An 18,613-nucleotide genomic window follows, 5' to 3' on the forward strand; every position below is an offset into this window, starting at 1 on the left:
CTACGCTGCTCGCAGGACACGTTCCAAGCCCCAGGGGGAGTCATGAAGGTAGTCATACCCGGAGGTACCGGTCAGGTGGGCGCGATCCTCCACCGCGCGCTCACCGCCGCCGGACACGACGTCACCGTCCTGACCCGCCGGCCCACGCGCGAGCACGAGATCGGCTGGGACGGCGAGACCCTGGGCGCCTGGGCCGGGGCGGTCGACGGCAGCGACGTCGTGATCAACCTGGCGGGCCGCAGCGTCAGTTGCCGCTACACCCCGGCCAACCTGCGGGCCATGATGGACTCACGTGTGCACTCCGCCCAGGTCGTCGGCGAGGCGATCGCGGGCGCCGCCCGGCCACCTCGCCTCTGGCTCCAGATGAGCACGGCCACCGTCTACGCCCACCGCTTCGACGCCCCCAACGACGAGGCGACCGGCCTCATCGGCGGCACCGAACCCGGCGTACCGGACTACTGGGCCTACAGCGTCGACATCGCCAGGGCCTGGGAGGCGGCCCAGGAGCAGGCGGCGACCCCGGACACCCGAAAGGTCGCCCTGCGGACGGCCATGGTGATGAGCCCGGATCGCGGCGGTGTCCTCGACGTCCTGCTGCGGCTGGCCCGGCTCGGCCTCGGCGGCCCGGTCGCGGGCGGCGCGCAGTACGTGTCCTGGATCCACGACCACGACTTCGTACGCGCCGTCGAGTTCCTGGCCGAGCGGGACGACCTCACCGGACCGGTGAACCTCGCCGCTCCCCATCCCGTCCCGCAACGCGCGTTCATGCACGCGCTGCGCACCGCGTGGGGCGTCCCGGTGGGCCTGCCCGCGACGCGGTGGATGGCGGAACTGGGCGCGTTCGCGCTCCGCTCGGACACCGAACTCCTGCTGAAGAGCCGCCGTGTCGTCCCGGGCCGCCTGCTCGACGCGGGCTTCACCTTCGAACACCCCGAGTGGCCGGGGGCGGCGACCGACCTCGTACGAAGGGTGCGCGACCGGGCCGGGACGCGCACCGGCGCCCGGGCACGACGGGCGGCCACAGCGCATCGGTAACCGGCCGAGAAAGGTGCGCGAGTGCCCTCCGGTGCGCGAGTTCCGGGACCCCGCAGGCGGCACGGTGACGAGTGCGCGAGCCACGCCGAACAGCACGATCACTGCCGCGTCTGCGCCGAAGCCTGCCGCCGCTGTGAGCAGGCATGCAACGACCTGCTCGCCGCCCTGGGCTGACGTCCGGGCGACGGGGCGGGCTCCGCCGGGGCGACGTTTCGCCCGTGGTCGCAGGGTTACCCGTGAAGCGTCTCACCCGCGGCCCCCTTCACACAGCCGGAACGCGGGGTCGGTCGTTCGTCGACGGGATCGGAAACGGAGTTTGCATGGCCAGCACCAAGGTGTCCGACTACATCCTCCAGCGGCTGAGCGAGTGGGATGTCGACCATGTGTTCGCCTATGCGGGCGACGGCATCAACGGTCTGCTGGCGGCCTGGGGACGGGCGGACAACCAGCCGAAGTTCGTCCAGGCCCGCCACGAGGAGATGGCCGCGTTCCAGGCCGTCGGTTACGCGAAGTTCTCCGGCAAGGTCGGGGTCTGCGCGGCCACCTCGGGACCCGGCGCCATCCACCTGCTGAACGGGCTCTACGACGCCAAGCTGGACCATGTTCCCGTGGTGGCGCTGGTGGGGCAGACCAACCGCAGCGCCATGGGCGGCTCCTACCAGCAGGAAGTGGATCTCGCCAGCCTCTACAAGGACGTCGCCTCCGACTTCTGCGAGACGGCGATGGTGCCCGAGCAGCTGCCCAACCTGATCGACCGGGCGTTCCGCACCGCCTACGCCAAGCGCACCGTCACCGCGATCATCCTGCCCGCCGATGTGCAGGAACTCGACTACAGCCCGCCCACGCACGCCTTCAAGATGGTGCCCTCCAGCCTGGGCCTCGGACGCTACGCGCCGGTCCCGGCCGACGAGGACGTCCAGCGGGCCGCCGACGTGCTGAACGCCGGCGAGAAGGTCGCCGTGCTGATCGGGCAGGGTGCCCGCGGCGCGCGCGAGGAGGTCGAGCGGCTGGCGGACGTGTTGGGCGCCGGGGTGGCCAAGGCGCTGCTGGGCAAGGACGTCCTGCCGGACGATCTGCCCTACGTGACCGGCTCCATCGGGCTGCTGGGCACCCGCCCCTCGTACGAGCTGATGCAGGAGTGCGACACCTTGCTGATGATCGGCTCCAGCTTCCCGTACACGCAGTTCATGCCGGAACTGGACCAGGCGCGGGCCGTGCAGATCGACATCGACCCGCACATGATCGGTCTGCGCTACCCGAACGAAGTGAACCTCGTCGGCGACGCCCGTGAGACGTTGCAGCGATTGCTGCCCCGCCTGCACCGCAAGCAGGACCGGGCCTGGCGGGAGAAGGTCGAGAAGAACGTCGCCCGCTGGTGGGAGGTCATGCAGCGCCGCGCCGCCGTCAGCGCGGACCCCATCAACCCGGAGTACGTCGTCCACGCCCTGGACGGCAAGCTGCCCGACGACGCGATCCTGAGTGCCGACTCCGGCTCGGCCGCCAACTGGTACGCCCGTCACCTGCGGCTGCGCGGCCGTATGCGCGGGTCGTTGTCCGGCACCCTGGCCACCATGGGCCCCGGTGTGCCCTACGCCATCGGGGCGAAGTTCGCCCACCCCGACCGGCCCGCCATCGCCCTGGTCGGGGACGGCGCCATGCAGATGAACGGCATGATGGAGATGGTCACCGCCGCGAAGTACTACCGCGAGTGGTCCGACCCGCGGCTGATCGTGGCCGTGCTGAACAACGGCGACCTCAACCAGGTCACGTGGGAGATGCGCGCCATGTCCGGCGCCCCCCAGTTCGAGGAGTCGCAGGCCATCCCCGACCTGCCCTACGCCGACATCGCCCAGCGCATGGGCTTGGACGGGGTTCGGGTGGAGAAGCCCAGGCAGGTTGAGGCCGCCTGGGACCGGGCCCTCGCCGCCGACCGCCCGTTCGTCATCGACTTCCGCACCGATCCGGCCGTGCCGCCGATCCCGCCGCACGCCTCGCTGGACCAGATCGAGGCCGCGGCCACCGCCGTCCTCAAGGGCGACAGCGACCGCGGCTCCATGGTGAAGCAGGGGTTCAAGGCCAAGGTGCAGGAAATGCTCCCCGGCAGCCGCCACCGCGACGACCGCCCCGGCGCCGGCCAGCACGACAGCACCGAAGAGAACAAGTGACCCGGAAGGCGCCGCAGGACCGGACACTCCATGACGGGCCCGTCGTGGAGCGTCTGGCCGTCTCCGTGTACCGGATCCCCACCGATCTGCCCGGCGGCGACGCGACCCTCACCTGGGACGCGACGACGTCGGTACTGGTCGAGGTCACCGCGGCGGACCGGACGGGCCTCGGCTTCACCTACGGCTCGCCCGCCACCGCCCCTGTCGTCGAGCACGAACTGGCGGACCTCGTCGTCGGGCACGACGCCTTCGACGTGCCCGCCGCCAACGACCGGATGAGCCGGGCTCTGCGCAACGCGGGCAGGCCCGGCATCGCCGCCGGGGCCCTCTCCGCCGTCGACACCGCCCTGTGGGACCTCAAGGCACGACTGCTGGACCTGCCCCTGGTACGGCTGCTCGGCGCGGCCCGCAACGAGGTCGCGGTGTACGGCAGCGGCGGCCTCACCACCTACGACGACACCCAGCTCGAGCAGCAGCTGCGGGGCTGGACCGATCAGGGCATCGACCGCGTGAAGATCAAGATCGCCGAGTCCTGGGGGCGCCGCGAGGCCCGTGACCTGCACCGCACAGGGCTGGCCCGCCGTACCGTCGGTGACGGTGCCGAGCTGTACGTGGACGCCAACGGCGGCTACACCCGAAAACAGGCCGTACGCATGGCAGCCGCCATGGCCGACCTCGGCATCACCTGGCTGGAGGAGCCGGTGTCCTCCGACGACCTGAGCGGGCTGCGCGAAGTACGCGACGCCGTCACCGCCGACGTCGCAGCCGGCGAGTACGGCTACGACCTGCCGTACTTCACCCGGATGGCGGCCTCGGGAGCCGTCGACTGCCTCCAGGCCGACGTCACCCGCTGCGGCGGCATCACCGTGTGGCTCCGCGCCGCAGCCGTGGCCGAGGGACTTGGGCTGCACATCTCGGGCCACTGCGCTCCGCACCTGCACGCCCATGTCGCCGCAGCCGTACCCAACACCCGCCATCTGGAGTGGTTCCACGACCACGTACGCGTCGAGAACATGCTCTTCCACGGCACGCTCGACCCGCAGGGCGGCACTGTCACCCCCGGCGCTTCCGGCGAGCCGGGCCACGGCCTCACTCTGGACCGGGCGGCCGCCGACCGCTACCGCACCGCATGACCCGGCCCGGCACGACCGACGGTGCGACCGCAGCCACCGGGGCGGACAGCCCCTGGACACTGCGCGACTACGCCCTGATCGCCGACGGAGAGCGCGGGGCCCTCATCGATCCACGCGGGGAGATCGCCTGGCTGTGCGCGCCCGCCTGGCACGACGGCGCCGTCTTCAACGGCCTGCTCGGCGGCCCCGGCCGGTACCGCATCCGTCCTACCGACCGGTGGAACGTGTGGGGCGGCTACTACGAGGACGGCACGCTCATCCGCGTCAGCCGGTGGGTCACCGCCGACGGGATCATCTCCTGCCGGGAGGCCCTGGCGGTCCCGGCCGACACCCGACGCGTCGTGCTGCTCCGCCGGATCCGTGCCGTTCGCGGCAGCGCGGTCGTCGACGTCGACCTCGACGTGCGCGCCGACTACGGGCAGCACCCCATGACACGGACGCGGCAGGAGGGCGCCACCTGGCGGGCACGCTCCGGTGCCCTGTGTGTGAGGCTCACCGGAGCCGAGGAAGCCCGTCCGGGGCCGGACGGTGGGTTGCACGCCCGATTGCGCCTGCCGGAGGGCGGCACCCACGACCTGGTCCTGGAAATCGCCACGGAGCCGCAGAACGCTCCCCTCGACCCGCACTCCCTGTGGAGCGCCACCGAACGGTGGTGGAAGCGGGCCGTGCCGGACTGCTCGGACACCGCCGCGCCCCGCGACACCCGCATGGCGTACGCGGTGCTGAACGGGCTGACCAGTGCCACCGGGGGCATGGTCGCCGCGGCCACCACGTCGCTGCCCGAACGTTCCGACACCGGACGCGACTACGACTACCGGTACGCCTGGGTCCGCGACCAGTGCTATGCGGGCATCGCGGTCGCCGCACACGGCCCGCACCCGCTGCTGGACCGCGCGGTGCGCTTCGTCGCCGACCGCATCCTCGAAGACGGCGCCGCGCTGCGGCCCGCCTACACGGTGAACGGGACGCCGTTGCCACCCGAACGCGACCTGCCCTTCGTCGGCTACCCCGGCGGCAGCGACCGGACGGGCAACCGCGCGGGCCGGCAGTTCCAGCTCGATGTCTTCGGGGAGGCACTCCAACTGTTCGCCGCAGCCGCCCGCCACGGCGTCCTGGACACCCGGGCAGCCGAGGCCGCCACCCTGGCCGCCGAAGCCGTCGAAGACCGCTGGACGCAGCCGGACGCCGGGCTGTGGGAACTGGAGGACCGCTGGTGGACCCACTCCCGTCTCTGCTGTGTCGTGGGCCTGCGCGACCTGTCCCGCCAGCTGCGCACTCCCGCGTCGGCGGACTGGTCACGCCTGGCCGACCGCATCCTGGACGCCACCCGGACGCGCTGCCTCCACCCCGACGGCCACTGGCAGCGCGCCGACGACGACACCGGGCCGGAGGCGGCCCTTCTGCTGCCGTTGGCCCGTGGAGCGGTGCCGCGGACGGATCCCAGCTTCTCCCTCACCCGCTCACAGGTCGTGCGCCGACTGGCGGACGACGGCTACGTCTACCGTTTCCGGCACGGGGACGAGCCGCTGGGCGACGCGGAGGGCGCCTTCCTGCTGTGCGGCTTCACGATGGCGCTCGCCGCCCACGCACAGGGCCTGCACACCGAGGCGGCGAGGTGGTTCGAACGCACCCGCTCGGCGTGCGGGCCCACCGGACTGTTCGCCGAGGAATACGACGTGGCGCAGCGCCAACTGCGGGGCAACGTTCCTCAGGGGTTCGTCCATGCCCTGCTGCTGGAGTGCTCGGCCCTGTTCGGCAGGGCTGCGGACACGGTGTCGTCCGCCGGCTGGTGAACGCCCCGGCGCAACTGCCGACGCCGGGTGCTACGGCGTGTTTCGAAAGTCCCGTCTGCCCGGCGACGCCTGGCACGCACTCCCCCGGAGGGGGACCCCCAGCCCCGTTGTCGGGATCGCCCCGATACAACCAATATCTGGGCGATACAACCAGTATCGGGGCGACCCTCCGCCTTGCGATCGCACGCACCAGACGCCGCCGGGCCTGCCCTTCGGGCAGACGACGCTACTTTCGAAACACGCCCTGGCGCCGGGAAGTGAGGCGCGCTCATCGCCGGGCGCGGCGTATGCGACGCAAGCACCACCCCGTCATGGCTGCCCCGGCCGCTCCGGCGACGCCCAGTGGCAGCAGGGCACGGGACCCGGGAGCCGCCGGCCGATCGGGCACGGCCTGCTGCCCCGTCAGCCCGGCTGCCAGAACTTCCGCCAGGTGCAGTGGAGTGCGTCCGGTGCCGGCCTGGTCGACCTGGGTGCGGCAGCTGAAGCCGTCCGCGAGAATCAGCGTCGTGTCGTCCGCGTCGCGCACGGCGGGCAGCAGTCCTGCCTCGGCGCAGGCCATGGAGACGTCGTAGTGGCCCTTCTCGAAGCCGAAGTTGCCGGCCAGGCCGCAGCAGCCGGCGTCCAGGACGTCGGCGTCGACCCCGGCGCGTTCGAGGATCTCGCGGTCGGCTTCGAAGCCCATGACGGCGTACTGATGGCAGTGGCGCTGGACCACAGCGCGTGCGTCGACGCGGGGCGGCTGCCAGTCCCCGGCGCGTTCGACGAGGAGTTCGGCCAGCGTGCGGGTCTGCCGGCGCAGCCGGTCCACATCGGGGTCCCTGGGCAGGAGTTCGGCCGCGTCCGCGCGGAAGACGGCGGTGCAGCTCGGCTCCAGGCCGACCACCAGCGTTCCGCGACGCAGGTCCTCGCGCAGCACGTCGATCGTGTGTCCGAGCACGCGCCTGGCCACGTCGAGCTGTCCGGTGGAGATCCAGGTCAGGCCGCAGCACACGGCGACCTCGGGCACCTTGACCCGGAAGCCGGCCGCTTCCAGGACCTCCACCGCGGCCCTGCCGATCGCCGGATGGAAGTGGTCGGTGAAGGTGTCGGGCCACACCACGACCTCACCCCGGTGACCGTCACCGCGCGGCCCGCCCCGCTCGCGCCACCAGTCGGTGAAGCGCTGCTCCGCGAAGACGGGCACGTCGCGCTCCGGGGCGATGCCGCCGAGCGCCTTGGCCACCCGGGACATCCACGGCACCGCCGTCAACGCGTTGACCGTACGGGGAGCGAGGGAGACCACCCGGGCGACGGCAGGCAGCCACCCCATGGAGTAGTGCGCGAGGGGGCGCAACCGCCCCTGGTAATGGTGGTGCAGGAACTCCGCCTTGTAGGTGGCCATGTCCACGTTGACCGGGCAGTCCGTCTTGCAGCCCTTGCAGGCCAGGCACAGGTCCAGCGCGTCGTGCACCGCCTCGGACCGCCAGCCGTCCGTCAGCGGCGAGTCGCCGTCGTTGTTGACCATCTCGAACAGCAGCCGGGCCCGGCCTCGGGTGGAGTGCTCCTCCTCGCGGGTGGCCCGGTAGCTGGGGCACATCACCCCGCCCTGGGAGGAGCGGCACTTGCCGACGCCGACGCAGCGGGCGGCGGCACGGCTGAACCTGCCGTCGTCGTGCGGGAAGGAGAAGACGGTCTCCGGCTCCCAGGGCAGGTGGTCCGCGCCCAGGCGCAGGTTCTCGTCGAGGCGGTACGGCAGGACGATCTTCCCGGGGTTCATGCGGTTCTCCGGGTCGAAGAGGCCCTTCAGCCGCTCGAAGCCCTCGATCAGCTCCGGCCCGAACATCTTGTCCAGGAGCTCGCCCCGGGACTGGCCGTCGCCGTGCTCGCCGGACAGCGATCCGCCGTAGGACACGACGAGGTCGGCGGCCTTCTCCACGAAGGCGCGCATCCGGGCGATGCCCTGTTCGGACTCCAGGTCGAAGGGGATGCGGGTGTGGACGCAGCCGTGGCCGAAGTGGCCGTAGACGGAAGGGTGCCCGTAGTCGAACTCCTCGTACAGCCGCTTGAGGTCGCGCAGATAGTCGCCCAGGCGGTCGACGGGGACGGCGGAGTCCTCCCAGCCCTCCCAGGTGTCGGGTTTGCCGGGTACGTGCGCGGTGGCACCGAGGCCGGACTCGCGGACCCGCCAGAGCTCGTGCACATGCCGCTCGTCCTCGTACCAGGTGTGGCCGACGTCGTCGGGCTTGGCGTCGATCAGCGCCCGGGCTTTGGCGTCGGCCTCTTCACGCGTGGCGCCGACGAGTTGCACCATCAGGTATGCCCGGCCCTCGGGCAGCTCCTCCAGTGCGTCCGGGTTGAGGTGCTTGACCTGCTGGAAGTGGATCAGCTGGTGGTCCACGCCCTCCAGGGCGGCCGGCTCGTGTTCCAGAACGGCCGGCACGTGGTCGGCCGCCTGGCAGATGTCCTCGTAGCCGAGCACGACCAGGGCGGTGTGCTTGGGCACGGGTACGAGCTCGAGTTCCGCGTGCAGGACGGTCACCAGGGTGGATTCGGAGCCGGTCAGCAGGCCGGCGACGTCGAAGCCGTGCTCGGGCAGCAGCGAGTCGAGGTTGTAGCCGGACACCCGGCGCGGGATGTCGGGATAGCGATCGCGTACCAGTCCCGCGTACCGGTCCCGCAAGGCCACCAGGCCCCGGTACAGCTCCGCCTGGCGTCCTTCGGCGGCGGTCAGCCGCTGGAGTTCGCCGTCGTCGGTCCGCCCCACCCACATGCGCACACCGTCGTAGGTGAGGATCTCCAGGCGGTGCAGGTTGTCGACGACCTTGCCGTACGCCTGGGCCGTCGATCCGCACGAGTTGTTGCCGATCATCCCGCCGATGGTGCAGTTGGGATGGGTGGCCGGCTTGGGCCCGTACATGAGCCCGTGCTCGGCGAGCTGCCGGTTGAGGTCGTCCAGGACGATCCCCGGCTCGACCACGCAGCGGCGGTTCTCCGGGTCCACCGACACCAGCCGGTCGCAGTACTTGCTCCAGTCGAGCACCACCGCGGTGTTGCAGCACTCGCCCGCCAGGCTGGTGCCGCCGCCACGGGACAGCAGCGGTGCCGCGTGCTCACGGCAGGCCGCCACCGCCTCGACGGCCGCCTCCACCGTTCGCGGGAGGACCACCGCGATGGGCACCTGCCGGTAGTTCGAACCGTCCGTCGAGTACGCCGCCTTCGTACCCGCGTCGAACCGGACCTCGCCGTCGACCCGCTCGCGCAGGTCGCGCTCCAGAGCGCCCACGTCGGTCGGTGCCTGAGGGCGCCTGACGACGGGAAGGGGCAGATCGACCGGATTCACGAGCGACACTCCACTCTGGTGGACGACATCGGGCGGATTCGGCGCGGGCGGACGTTCTGCGCCGTCAGTCCTTGCCGCGCCCCGTCAGGGCGTCCCTGATCCGGTCGACCATGCCCGCGCCGGGGGCCAGCAGCTTGTTGGCCGGCGGCGTGTCCGGAGCCGACGGATGCGGCCGGGTGGGAGCGGTCTTCTTCGCCTGGCGGACCTTGTCCCCCAGTTTCATCAGCTGGTCCCCGGAAGCCGCCGAGCGCAGCCGCGGGAAGAGGTTGTCCTCCTCGTCCCGGACGTGCGTGCGGATCTCCGTCATCAGCTCGCCGACGATCCGGTCGAACTCCGCGTCTTTGGCGTCGACGCCTTCGAGTGCCTTCATCGTCCGCTCGGCCTCGGCGTGGTCCTGGAGCTCCTGGTCGGCGACGGCGTCACCGTCCGGCAGGAACTCGCGCACGGCCGGGTAGAGGTACTCCTCCTCGGCGACCGAGTGCCGCACCAGCTCGATCACGGCTTGGTCGGCGTACTTCTTGCGCTGCTCGTCCCCCGGAGGCAGGGCCTCGATCTTCCCGAACAGTTCTTCGACCTCACGGTGATCGGTCGTCAGTTCCGCGATGACATCTCCGCCGTGTCCCATGAGTGCTTCCTCTCTGCGTGCTGACGGGAACGCCTCGACCGTGTATCCACGGCCCCGCGCGCGCAAACCGGGCAGGCATTCGGCGCATCGGACCCGTCTGCGGGTCGGATGCGGGCGGTGCCGCGATGGAACCCCGTCCTCGGGGTACGCCTGTTCCGACCAGTTCCGCGAATCGTCGAGGGTGTTGCCTGTGCTCCTGTCCCGAAGCAGAGCACGACTGAAGCAGAGGGCCGCGCGGGCGGCCGGGGACACCGTGCTCCGCCTCGACCGGCGCCTGCCCCTGGTGGACGCCGCACGCACGACGCTGCGCAAGGCGTTCCCCGACCACTGGTCCTTCCTGCTGGGCGAACTGGCTCTGTACAGCTTCGTCGTGCTGCTGGTGACCGGCGTGTGGCTGACACTGTTCTTCCGGCCGAGCATGTCCGAGGTCGTCTACCAGGGCTCGTACGTACCGCTGCGCGGCGTCCGGATGAGCGAGGCCTTCGCCTCCGCCCTGCGCATCAGCTTCGACGTACGCGGTGGTCTGCTGATCCGCCAGATCCACCACTGGGCAGCGCTGGTGATGACCGCCTCCGTCGGCGTGCACATGCTGCGCGTGTTCTTCACCGGAGCTTTCCGGCGGCCCCGTGAGGCCAACTGGCTGATCGGCATCACCCTTTTCCTGCTCACGATGCTGGAGGGCTTCGCCGGCTACTCGCTCCCCGACGATCTGCTGTCGGGCACGGGCCTGCGGACCGCGCAGGGCTTCGTGCTGTCCGTGCCCGTGATCGGCACCTACCTGAGCATGTTCCTGTTCGGCGGGGAGTTCCCGGGACACGACATCGTCTCCCGGCTGTACCCCGTGCACATCCTGCTCCTGCCGGGCGCGCTGCTGGCGGGCGTGGTCCTTCACCTCATCCTGGTGGTCCACCTCAAGCACACCCAGTGGCCCGGCCCCGGCCGCACCAACCGGAACGTGGTGGGCAAGCCGATGTTCCCGCAGTTCGCCGCGCAGTCGGCCGGCCTGCTGGCCATCGTCTCCGGGCTGCTCGCGGTCCTGGGTGCTCTCGCCCAGATCAACCCGGTGTGGAACTACGGCCCCTACCGGCCCGACCAGGTTTCCGGCGGCGCCCAGCCCGACTGGTACCTGGGCTTCATCGAAGGCGCGATGCGGCTCCTGCCGGGGTTCGAGACCCGGCTGTGGGGTCACACCGTCTCCTGGAACCCGTTCCTGCCCGCCGTCGTCTTCCCGCTGCTGTTCTTCCTCGCGCTGTACCTGTATCCGTTCATGGAGCGCTGGATCACCGGTGACCGGGGCGAGCGGCACCTGTGCGCCCGGCCGCGCGACGTACCCGTCCGCACCTCCCTGGGCGTCGCCGGGATCGTCTTCTACGGACTGCTGCTCCTGGCCGGCGGCCAGGACATCCTCGCGCACGTCTTCCACGTCCCGCTGAACGCGCTCACCTGGTGCCTCCGCGCCGCCGTCCTCGCCGGACCCCTGCTGGCCTTCTGGCTCACCCGCCGGGTATGCCTGGCCCTCCAGTGGCATGACCGCACCCGGCTCGAGGAGGGCAGTGAGACGGGAGACGTCGCACAGTCGGTGCACGGCGGCTACGCGGAGTCCCGCAGGCCCGTCGCGGTGCGGGAACGCCACACTCTCGTCCACCGGGACCTGCCGCGTCCGCTGCCGGCGCCGCCGGCCGGCACGCGGGCGGGTCGGCTGACCCGGCTCAGGCGGGCGCTGAGCGGCTGGTTCCACGGCGACCGGGTAGCGCTCCCCGGCGAGGACGCCGACGACGGCGAACCGCGCGACGACGCGACTCCGGCCGCCACGGGCGGGCACGGCCGGAGCGTGTGACGTGCCGGTGGCTCAGTGCCCACCGCGGCGGCGCAGCAGCGCGTACCCCGCGCCCGCGAGTCCCGCCACGGCCGCCGCCTTGCCCAGGTGATGGCGGCTCGCCCACACCTGGGGGTCGAAGGAGTGGGCCTGGTCGTCGAAGACACCGTGGGCTCCGTAGTCCTGCTCCTCGTCCGCCGGTGCGAAGAGATTGCCATGCCCTTCGGGCCGGGGGTGGGCGTCGGTCTGCTGGGAGTCGAACCCCGTGCGGGCCAGATAGCGGTCGAGCAAGCCGGGTACGACGGCGTTGGCCAGCAACGTCAGCGCCGTGGACGTCCCGACCCAGTACTCGCGGCGCTGGGGGTGGTCGGCGGCGCGCAGCACGGCGCGGGCGGCGACCTCGGGCCGGTAGATCGGGGGCACCGGCTGGGCGTGGCGCGGCAGGTGACTGCGCAGCCAGGTGAACTGCGGGGTGTTGACGGCCGGCATCTGGACCATGGTGACGCGCACCCGGGACCTGTCGTGGAGCAACTCGCACCGCACGGACTCGGTGAAGCCCTGGACGGCGTGCTTCGCGCCGCAGTACGCGCTCTGCAACGGGATGCCACGGTAGGCGAGCGCGGAGCCCACTTGCACCACCGCGCCGCTGTCCCGCGGCACCATACGGTCCAGCGCGGCGCGGGTGCCGTACACATAGCCGAGGTACGTCGACCTGGTGGCCTGCAGGAACTCGTCCGGCGTGAGGTCGGTGAACTTGCCGAAGGCCGCCGTGAAGGCGTTGTTCACCCAGACGTCGACCGGCCCGAACTCCTCCTCGACGCGGCGGGCGGCCTCCTCCACCTGGTCCCACTCCGCCATGTCGGTGACGATCGGCAGCGCCTGTCCGCCGGCCGCCCGCACATCGGCGACGGCCGCGTCCAGGCCCGCACCTCCCCGCGCCAGCAACGCGACCCTGGCGCCGCGGGCGGCGAACATCGTGGCGGTCGCTCGCCCGATCCCGGCGCTCGCCCCCGTCACCACGACCGTCTGCCGGGTCATGTCGCTCATCAGTCCTCCACCTCCACACCGGTCATGCGTACGCTCTGCGTCTCGCGTGCGCCGTACTGGAAAACGAAGCCCAGGACACCCGGGACGAGTACCCCGATGCCGATCAGGAACAGCCACAGTCCGTATACCGCGCCCAGACCGAGCAGTGCCGTACCAGCCGCCGCCAGCACCGGGAAGGCGCTGCGCGGCGGGAAGAAGGCCACGGGCCCCGCGGCCTCGTGCACGGGGGCATCCTTGCGGTCCTTCGGCAGAAGCCCGTCCTTGCGGTGCCGGTGCCGGAGGAAGAAGGCGATCAGAGCCGACATGAGGCAGGAGACCACCAGGGCGGCGGTGCCCGCCGGCTCGGCCGAGAACCATCCGTAGACAAAGGCGCTGACGGCGAAGAAGAGGCTGACACCCGCGAACAGGGCGGTCTCGGCCTTCATGGACGCTCTCCCTTCCCGGTTCCCTCTTGGGTCACGCCGCCCGTCTGTCCCTGCCCGGCAGTGCCGCCGGACGCCGAATGGGAATGCGCGTGCTTCGCGTGCTGAGGGTGGCGCAGGTCGAACGCCGGCGACTCGGACCGGATCCGGGGCAGGGCGACGAAGTTGTGCTGCGGAGGCGGACAAGAGGTCGCCCATTCGAGGGAGCGCCCGAATCCCCAGGGATCGTCCACAGTGACTTTCTCGCCGTGCCGCGTTGTCTTCCAGACGTTGTAGAGGAAGGGCAGTGTGGAGGCGCCGAGCAGGAAGGCGCCGATGGACGAGATCGTGTTGAGGGCGGTGAAGCCGTCGGCGGCGAGATAGTCGGCGTAACGCCGCGGCATTCCCTCGGCACCCAGCCAGTGCTGCACGAGGAACGTCAGGTGGAAGCCGACGAACAGTGTCCAGAAATGCGTCTTTCCGAGCCGCTCATCGAGCATGCGGCCGGTGAACTTCGGCCACCAGAAGTAAAAACCGGCGAACATGGCGAAGACGACGGTGCCGAAGAGCACGTAGTGCAGGTGCGCCACGACGAAGTAGGTGTCGGTGGTGTGGAAGTCCAGCGGCGGCGACGCCAGGAGCACTCCCGTCAGCCCGCCGAAGAGAAAGGTCGCAAGGAAGCCCAGCGCCCACAGCATGGGCGTCTCGAACGAGAGCGAACCGCGCCACATCGTCCCGATCCAGTTGAAGAACTTCACCCCGGTCGGCACCGCGATCAGGAACGACGCCAGCGAGAAGAACGGCAGCAGCACCGCGCCCGTGGCGAACATGTGGTGGGCCCAGACGATCGCGGACAGCCCCGTGATGGCGACAGTCGCCCCGATCAAACCGAAATACCCGAAAACCGGCTTGCGGCTGAAGACCGGAATCACCTCGGTGATGATGCCGAAGAACGGAAGGGCCACGATGTAGACCTCCGGATGCCCGAAGAACCAGAACAGGTGCTGCCAGAGCAGCGCGCCCCCGCTGGCCGGGTCGAACACGTGCGCGCCGAAACGGCGGTCGGCGAACAACGCCAGGAGAGCGGCGGTGAGCACCGGGAACGCCAGGAGCACCAGGATCGATGTGAACAGCACGTTCCACGTGAAGATCGGCATCCGGAAGAGCGTCATACCGGGGGCCCGCAGGCAGATGACGGTGGCGATGAAGTTGACGGCGCCCAAAATGGTGCTCAGCCCGGACACCACCAGCCCCATCACCCACAGATCGCCACCGGCTCCGGGCGTGTGCGCGGGTCCGTTGAGCGGCGCGTAGGCGAACCACCCGAAGTCGGCCGCTCCCCTGTCGGTGAGGAAACCCGACACCACCATCAGGCCGCCGAACAGATACACCCAGTAGGTGTAGGCGTTCAGCCGGGGAAACGCCACGTCAGGAGCGCCGATCTGCAACGGCATCACCGCGTTGGCGAACCCCACGAACGTGGGGGTGGCGAACAACAGCATCATCACCGTGCCGTGGACGGTGAGGAGCTGGTTGTACTGCTCCGCGGAGACGATCTGCATCCCGGGCCGCGCCAGCTCGGCCCGCATCAGCATCGCGAGCAACCCTGCGAACAGGAAGAAGCCGAAGGCAGTCACCAGGTACATGTGGGCGATGACCTTGTGATCGGTGGTCGTCAGCCACCGCACCACGGCCCTCCCCTGGGCGAGCCGCCTCGCCGTCCCGTCCGACCTCCGCGGACCCTCGTCCACCGCCACCATGCGTGCCCCTTCTTCGCGTCACTCGCTGACCTGCGGGGTCCCTCCGGCGGGGCGCCCGGAGAGCCGGCGCCGGCCGAACATCCGACAACGGCGTCTAACCGATGCCGACGTTGCGGAAACCTCCTTCTCCACCGCGTCCAGGGCGTCGAAGACACGCTTGTGGACATTCATCGGCTCGGGTGCGCACCAGCTGCGCGCAGGAGTGGCTGAAGGAGCGCTTACCGGGCAGCAGCAGGTGACTCAGCCGCCGCAGCGGGAAACAGAAGCCGAGGCACGGCCCGTGGGCCGTGCCTCGCGTGCTCGGACGGCACATACGCCCGCGTAGGTGTCCGCCGGGGCGGGCGGCGTGCCGACGGCGTCAGCTCAGGCCGGGTGGTCCGGCTGCTGCTCGGGAGGCACACCGCCGCCCTTGCCGCCGCCCTTGTTCCCGCGGTCCGTGCCATGGGCGTGGCCGCCGCCCTCCTGGCCCGGCTCCGCCGCCTTGCGAGACTGGCTGTCCTGCGGAGTACCCGCCCCCTTGTCACTGCGCCGCAGCTCAGGCTGTTGCGGATTCGACATCAGCTCTCCTCCTTGCTCCACCTGTTCGACCAAACACTTGCCGATCAGACGGGTAACCCACCGGGGCCGTCTGGAACGTGCGGCGCCACCTCTCATACCGTGGGTCGCGGCCGAGCGCCTTCACCACCTCGGTCGCGTGGGCGTACTCGCCGCTCTTTGGCGGTTCGCGCGCCGCCTCCGACACGGGGACCGGCGCGTCGTGCGCTTCGAGAACGTCCGGCAGCCGCCGGCCGGCCGGGAAGGCGAAGCGCTCCGGACGGCGCGCCCACCCGAGCCGCAGGGAGTCCCCTTCGGCGACTGCCGGGATACTCGATCCCGCCTCACCGGGTGGTGGGGGACGGGCTCGCCCACGGCTCACCACCATCTGGTCCGGGGCGGTTCCCCGCCCAGGTCCCGGTGGCCGGCTCGGGGCCGTCGCAACGGATCAGGAAGGTGTCGACGGCACCGCTTCACCGTCGTGATCACTGTCCGCCCACACCTTCCGCACTGCCTTGGGCGAGGGGCAGCAGACCCCCGGACCCGCCGCTGGGCGGGCGGCGGGTTCGTGGGATGCCAGGAAGCGGTCTCATGGGGTAACAAAGGAAGCGAATTCATGGGGTAATAGTCGAAGCGTCGTACTCACCATTCGGCTTCGGCGACTCGGGCGGGAGGCCCGGGATGTGGGATGTGATCGCGATGGATGACACGCTGAACGGCACGCGCGCAGGGACGGCTGTGCACTCGGTCCCCGCCCGGGGCCGCCTCCTCGACAGGATCGGCGAGTTGCAGACCGAGATCGGTCAGCTGGAGGAGGCGATCGTCTCCCACGCTGTGATCGACCAGGCGATCGATGTGATCATCTCCCTCGGCGGCCTGCGTCCCGACCAGGGATTCGGAGTACTGCGGGAGGTCTCCCAGCACACCAACACCAAACTGCGGCAGGTCTGCGAACAGATCGTCGGCTGGGTCCAGGGCGGGGAACTGTCCGACGAGGTCCGCTCGGCTCTGGGCAGAGCCCTGATCGCCCCACGGTCGTCGTGACGTCCGCTCTGCCGCCAGGCCGTCACATCGGGACGGGAGGCAGAGTGGCGGACGAACTGAATGCCGGCTCACTTCCGAACCCGCACACGACACGACCTCCGGCCATCCGTATCCCCTCACGTTCCCGGCCGAAACGGTTTCCCGCCGGGCCACGGGTGTACCGACCCGGTCCTCCCCGTCCTTCGCCCGGACGGCATTTCCACCCGGGTCGCGCGCGAACGACGCCAGGGAGGCCGAGCCCCGGGCGCCGTCGTCGTTCGCCCGCCGAGACCGCCGGCCACACCTCCCACAGGTGGTGCGCGACGACGCGTGTTCATGTGCCAGGATCGGACAAGACCGTGTATACGGAGCGACTGCGGGGAGGTGACGAGCATGTCCGGCGACGATCTGCTGGGCGGCGGAGACGCCGCGGGAGAGACGGACATCGAACGCGCCCGCATCGCTCACCGGCTCATCGCGGCTGTGCGCGGACTCCCTCCGCCGGAGGTGCCGGACGCACTGTGCCGTGCTTGTGTCGGGCTGCTTCCGACGGGCCTGGGGCTTTCGGTGTCGGTGCTCGGGGACGGCTCGGACACCGGAATCGTGTTGTGTGCCAGCGACGGCGTCGCCGCGCAGCTGGCCGAGCTTCAGTACACGCTCGGCGAGGGACCGTGCCGCGAGGCCGCCCGGCTGCGTGCGCCCGTGTTCGCGACGGATCTGGCCCGCGCTCCCGACACGCGTCGCTGGCCCCTGTTCTCCGTCCAGGCGGTCAGGGCGGGGGCACGAGCGGTTTTCTCGACTCCGCTGACGGGCGCCGGAAGCGCTCTCGGCACGCTCGACCTGTACCGGGAGAGTCCGGGCTCGCTGCCCAGCGATCATGTGCGGACCATGCTGCTGGTGGCGGATGCGGTCACCCTGGCCGTCATCGCCCTCGATCACGCTTCCCCCGTCTCCCAAGGAGTCGTAACGTGGCTGTCAGGAGTGGAAGCGGACCGGGAGGAGGTGCATCAGGCCACCGGGATGATCATGATGCAACTCGGCGTGAGCGCCGAGGAGGCGCTGCTGCGGCTGCGCGCGCGGGCCTTCGCCCAGGGCCGTACCGCCACGGAAGTGGCCCAGGCGATCATCGACCGCACCATGGACCTCCGCGATGACTGAGCGGCCGGCATTCGTGCCGGTATCCGTAACGACCGCGCCGGGGAGGCGACCATGAACCGCGAGCGCCTGCTGGCGCAGGCTTTCCTTGCTTTGTCGGACACCTACGCCGCGGAGTTCGACCCGCTGCATCTCTTCCATCGCCTGGTGCACGCCTGCCACGACCTGCTGGACGTGGACGCGGCGGCTGTGATGATCGCCGACGCACGCGGTGATCTGCGGACCATGGCGTCGACGGACGAGGACGCCACCTTCGCCGAACTGATGCAACTGCAGAACGGCCGCGGCCCGTGCATGGACTGCTATCGCACGGGCGAGCCGGTGAGCGTGCCCGACATCACCGTCGACCGCGAGCGCTGGCCTCAGCTCGTCGCCGCCATGGCGGGATCCGGATTCGGCTCCCTGCAGGCGATCCCGGTCCGGCTGCAGGATCGGCCCCTCGGCGCGCTCACTCTGCTGCGTCGGCCGTCGGGTCGACTCCCCTCCGACGACCTCCATGTCGCGCAGGCGCTCGCCGACTCGGCGGCGCTGGCACTGATGCACTGGTCCAGCGAGCCCGTACGGGCCGACGACGTCATCACCCGTGTGCAGAGCGCCATCGCCTCGAAGGCCACGCTGGAGATCGCCAAAGGGATGGTCGCTCAGTACGCGGACGTCACCGTGGGTGAGGCCGCCCGACTGCTCACCGCGTACGCGAGCGGGCGGCGGGTTCGTCTCACGGAGACCGTCCATGCCCTGGTCGACCGGCGGATGCCCCCCGCTGCGGTCGTCGAGGCACAGCGCATCCGGTAACACCTCGCCGGGGTT

14 protein-coding genes and 1 pseudogene are annotated in these 18,613 nt (G+C 70.8%); 9 read left to right on the forward strand and 6 right to left on the reverse strand.

The window, feature by feature from the left end; all coding sequences use genetic code 11:
• The first annotated feature begins 42 nt into the window (after positions 1-42).
• The 5 genes and pseudogenes from ADL01_RS20375 to ADL01_RS20390 all read left to right on the forward strand — a co-directional run bounded on the left by ADL01_RS20375 (position 43) and on the right by ADL01_RS20390 (position 6,126).
• On the forward strand, positions 43-1,035 hold the full coding sequence (locus tag ADL01_RS20375) for a TIGR01777 family oxidoreductase (protein ID WP_053743452.1): 993 nt from the start codon (positions 43-45) through the stop codon (positions 1,033-1,035).
• 63 nt (positions 1,036-1,098) lie between these two features.
• Positions 1,099-1,209 (forward strand): annotated as a pseudogene (locus tag ADL01_RS42310) (four-helix bundle copper-binding protein); the annotation flags it as partial.
• A gap of 146 nt (positions 1,210-1,355) precedes the next feature.
• Positions 1,356-3,200: a thiamine pyrophosphate-requiring protein gene (locus tag ADL01_RS20380; RefSeq protein ID WP_053743453.1), complete on the forward strand. Its 1,845-nt coding sequence runs from the start codon at positions 1,356-1,358 to the stop codon at positions 3,198-3,200.
• Positions 3,197-4,333, forward strand: coding sequence for an enolase C-terminal domain-like protein (locus tag ADL01_RS20385; RefSeq protein WP_053743454.1), 1,137 nt, complete (start codon positions 3,197-3,199; stop codon positions 4,331-4,333). The genes ADL01_RS20380 and ADL01_RS20385 overlap by 4 nt, the downstream gene beginning before the upstream one ends.
• Positions 4,330-6,126 (forward strand): glycoside hydrolase family 15 protein, encoded by a 1,797-nt coding sequence (locus tag ADL01_RS20390; RefSeq protein WP_053743455.1) that lies wholly within the window; start codon positions 4,330-4,332, stop codon positions 6,124-6,126. The genes ADL01_RS20385 and ADL01_RS20390 overlap by 4 nt, the downstream gene beginning before the upstream one ends.
• 268 nt (positions 6,127-6,394) lie before the next feature.
• Here ADL01_RS20390 and ADL01_RS20395 read toward each other — a convergent pair whose 3' ends face one another.
• A complete protein-coding gene (locus ADL01_RS20395) occupies positions 6,395-9,445 on the reverse strand; it encodes an FAD-binding and (Fe-S)-binding domain-containing protein (RefSeq protein WP_053743456.1) in 3,051 nt (1,016 codons plus the stop codon).
• Between the two features lie 64 nt (positions 9,446-9,509).
• Positions 9,510-10,070 carry a hemerythrin domain-containing protein gene (locus ADL01_RS20400; RefSeq protein WP_053743457.1) on the reverse strand — a complete coding sequence of 187 codons (561 nt, stop codon included), beginning with the start codon at positions 10,068-10,070 and terminating at the stop codon, positions 9,510-9,512.
• Between the two features lie 190 nt (positions 10,071-10,260).
• Between ADL01_RS20400 and ADL01_RS20405 the strand changes: the two genes are divergently transcribed.
• A complete protein-coding gene (locus tag ADL01_RS20405; RefSeq protein ID WP_053743458.1) occupies positions 10,261-11,907 on the forward strand; it encodes a cytochrome b in 1,647 nt (548 codons plus the stop codon).
• Positions 11,908-11,919: 12 nt separating this feature from the next.
• Here ADL01_RS20405 and ADL01_RS20410 read toward each other — a convergent pair whose 3' ends face one another.
• The 4 genes from ADL01_RS20410 to ADL01_RS20425 form a co-directional block, all read right to left on the reverse strand.
• Positions 11,920-12,933 carry an SDR family oxidoreductase gene (locus ADL01_RS20410; RefSeq protein ID WP_078960647.1) on the reverse strand — a complete coding sequence of 338 codons (1,014 nt, stop codon included), beginning with the start codon at positions 12,931-12,933 and terminating at the stop codon, positions 11,920-11,922.
• On the reverse strand, positions 12,933-13,358 hold the full coding sequence (locus tag ADL01_RS20415) for a cytochrome c oxidase subunit 4 (protein ID WP_053743459.1): 426 nt from the start codon (positions 13,356-13,358) through the stop codon (positions 12,933-12,935). Before ADL01_RS20415 ends, ADL01_RS20410 begins: the two co-directional genes overlap by 1 nt.
• Positions 13,355-15,094 (reverse strand): cytochrome c oxidase subunit I, encoded by a 1,740-nt coding sequence (gene ctaD / locus ADL01_RS20420; RefSeq protein ID WP_053743460.1) that lies wholly within the window; start codon positions 15,092-15,094, stop codon positions 13,355-13,357. Before ctaD ends, ADL01_RS20415 begins: the two co-directional genes overlap by 4 nt.
• Positions 15,095-15,457: 363 nt before the next feature.
• Positions 15,458-15,652 (reverse strand): hypothetical protein, encoded by a 195-nt coding sequence (locus tag ADL01_RS20425; protein ID WP_053743461.1) that lies wholly within the window; start codon positions 15,650-15,652, stop codon positions 15,458-15,460.
• Between the two features lie 675 nt (positions 15,653-16,327).
• Here ADL01_RS20425 and ADL01_RS20430 point away from each other — a divergent pair.
• From ADL01_RS20430 to ADL01_RS20440, 3 genes are all read left to right on the forward strand, one after another.
• Complete coding sequence (locus tag ADL01_RS20430; RefSeq protein WP_053743575.1) at positions 16,328-16,672, forward strand: ANTAR domain-containing protein; 345 nt, start codon at positions 16,328-16,330, stop codon at positions 16,670-16,672.
• A gap of 372 nt (positions 16,673-17,044) precedes the next feature.
• Entirely contained in the window at positions 17,045-17,809 is a 765-nt protein-coding gene (locus ADL01_RS20435; RefSeq protein ID WP_053743462.1) for a GAF and ANTAR domain-containing protein, read from the forward strand.
• 51 nt (positions 17,810-17,860) lie between these two features.
• Complete coding sequence (locus ADL01_RS20440; RefSeq protein WP_053743463.1) at positions 17,861-18,598, forward strand: GAF domain-containing protein; 738 nt, start codon at positions 17,861-17,863, stop codon at positions 18,596-18,598.
• Positions 18,599-18,613: the final 15 nt, after the last annotated feature.

Origin of the sequence: Streptomyces sp. NRRL WC-3618 (assembly GCF_001280005.1) — a bacterium.
Classification (GTDB): Bacteria; Actinomycetota; Actinomycetes; order Streptomycetales; family Streptomycetaceae; genus Streptomyces.

Excerpts from the sequence above, each read along its gene's own strand:
- ADL01_RS20415 (WP_053743459.1), bottom strand. The coding sequence starts at position 13,358 with ATGAAGGCCGAGACCGCCCTGTTCGCGGGTGTCAGCCTCTTCTTCGCC.
- ADL01_RS20410 (WP_078960647.1), bottom strand. The coding sequence starts at position 12,933 with ATGAGCGACATGACCCGGCAGACGGTCGTGGTGACGGGGGCGAGCGCC.
- ADL01_RS20435 (WP_053743462.1), top strand. The coding sequence starts at position 17,045 with ATGTCCGGCGACGATCTGCTGGGCGGCGGAGACGCCGCGGGAGAGACG.
- ctaD (WP_053743460.1), bottom strand. The coding sequence starts at position 15,094 with ATGGTGGCGGTGGACGAGGGTCCGCGGAGGTCGGACGGGACGGCGAGG.
- ADL01_RS20440 (WP_053743463.1), top strand. The coding sequence starts at position 17,861 with ATGAACCGCGAGCGCCTGCTGGCGCAGGCTTTCCTTGCTTTGTCGGAC.
- ADL01_RS20380 (WP_053743453.1), top strand. The coding sequence starts at position 1,356 with ATGGCCAGCACCAAGGTGTCCGACTACATCCTCCAGCGGCTGAGCGAG.
- ADL01_RS20425 (WP_053743461.1), bottom strand. The coding sequence starts at position 15,652 with ATGTCGAATCCGCAACAGCCTGAGCTGCGGCGCAGTGACAAGGGGGCG.
- ADL01_RS20430 (WP_053743575.1), top strand. The coding sequence starts at position 16,328 with ATGGATGACACGCTGAACGGCACGCGCGCAGGGACGGCTGTGCACTCG.
- ADL01_RS20375 (WP_053743452.1), top strand. The coding sequence starts at position 43 with ATGAAGGTAGTCATACCCGGAGGTACCGGTCAGGTGGGCGCGATCCTC.
- ADL01_RS20400 (WP_053743457.1), bottom strand. The coding sequence starts at position 10,070 with ATGGGACACGGCGGAGATGTCATCGCGGAACTGACGACCGATCACCGT.
- ADL01_RS20390 (WP_053743455.1), top strand. The coding sequence starts at position 4,330 with ATGACCCGGCCCGGCACGACCGACGGTGCGACCGCAGCCACCGGGGCG.